Genomic DNA, 1,382 nt, shown 5'->3' with positions numbered 1-1,382 from the left:
AACCACGTTTATGTAACCCGACCCCACTGCAGTCGATGGTTAATGTTACGACGTCTTTAAGCAGGGCTACTTCAATGCGGAATAATGGACCTGTTTCTTCGAACCAACCGGATGTTTTGCGATAATGCTTCTTTAGGCTCTCTACGACTGCTTTTTTTACTATACTTTGACAGTCTGATACACTAAAAAGCTTTGATTTCACAGATTTCCCAATGACAGGAAACTCTGCGTTTTCTGGAATGATATCGCCCCAATTAAGGGCTTTTGTTTTTTCAAATAATTCATCAAAGGTTGTTGCTTTAAATTCTCCAACTTTAAGCTTAATTCGATCTGCTGTTCTAAGCCAAAGGTTGCTGCGGCAGATGGCTTGCTCATCCGCATCAAACGTAACCTTCCCATTTTCAACCGTACATTCATAGCCTAAATCCCGCACTTCTTTTGCTACGATTGATTCAATCCCCATTGCGGCTGTGGCAATAAGTGTTATTTTTCCCATTCACGTTCACCCTAACTATGTACATTCATTTATAGTGCGTGTTCAAAAGGAGGNNAGGCGGCGCAGCTTTGAGTACCGGAGCGTATGCATTTAATACGTGAGGAACGGAAAAGCAAGCCAACGAAGAAATTCGATGTGTCATTTTCACCGGACTTTTTGAACAACCTCTTATATAGTAAAAGAATAAAGAAAATTAACTTGGAATGCAAGATTTGCTGCCAAGATCGTTATATATGCATACAAAAAGCTCTTCATCACGAAGAGCTTTTCTTCTTTATTCATCATGTAAGACTCGTTTAATTAATAACGTTCTGTAAGCCATGTTTTGTTCCTTCGTACTTCAATCGGCAAAACGAATGCCTCGTACTCCGGTGGTAATCATCTATCTACAGACGGTAAACCGTCTGTCCTTCTCCTTGTTCATTTCCAAGGGAGAAAGTGCCCCTACCATTATTTGGGTTTCTCGCTTGTGGGGTTTACCTCGTTCCACTCTTGTAATTTCTTACAAGACTTCGTCACTGTGGCACTTTAAAGGTAGTCAAACCATATCCAATGGACTTAGGTTTTTTCCCTGCCGTTAGCAAAGATTAACTCCTCGCTACCCTAGCTTATCGTTTCACTAGGCACAAACACTACGGACATCTCAGCCCGTGCGAGCATGGACTTTCCTCTGCAGGTCGCCCTGCAGCAATTACCCGAACGTTATTAATGTGTGCAAAAAATAGTATAGTAAAAAAACATTACAATTGCAAGTGATAACACATTAGTAAATTTTCCCAAACCTTAATAGGCTGTAAAACCTCCACTAGAGATTCCCATAAAAGCCGTTTAAGGAACAAAGACTACGAACTCCACATCCTGTGGAAACGTCTTTGTGACCCACGTC

General features: G+C 41.2%; 1 protein-coding gene and 1 other RNA gene. Both read right to left on the bottom strand.

Annotated elements, in window-relative coordinates:
- A partial coding sequence (locus V7147_RS24840; RefSeq protein WP_335370469.1) for a THUMP domain-containing class I SAM-dependent RNA methyltransferase occupies nucleotides 1-496 on the bottom strand: 496 nt, incomplete at its 3' end.
- A 309-nt stretch (nucleotides 497-805) separates the two neighbouring features.
- An RNA gene (rnpB, locus tag V7147_RS24835) (RNase P RNA component class B) lies at nucleotides 806-1,199 on the bottom strand.
- Nucleotides 1,200-1,382 lie beyond the last annotated feature (183 nt).

The sequence above is a fragment of the Bacillus sp. JJ1521 genome, from assembly GCF_036965165.1.
Taxonomy (GTDB): domain Bacteria; phylum Bacillota; class Bacilli; order Bacillales; family Bacillaceae_L; genus Ferdinandcohnia.
The sequence above is the reverse complement of the archived record's forward strand: the minus strand, read 5'-3'. Positions and strand labels throughout refer to the sequence as shown.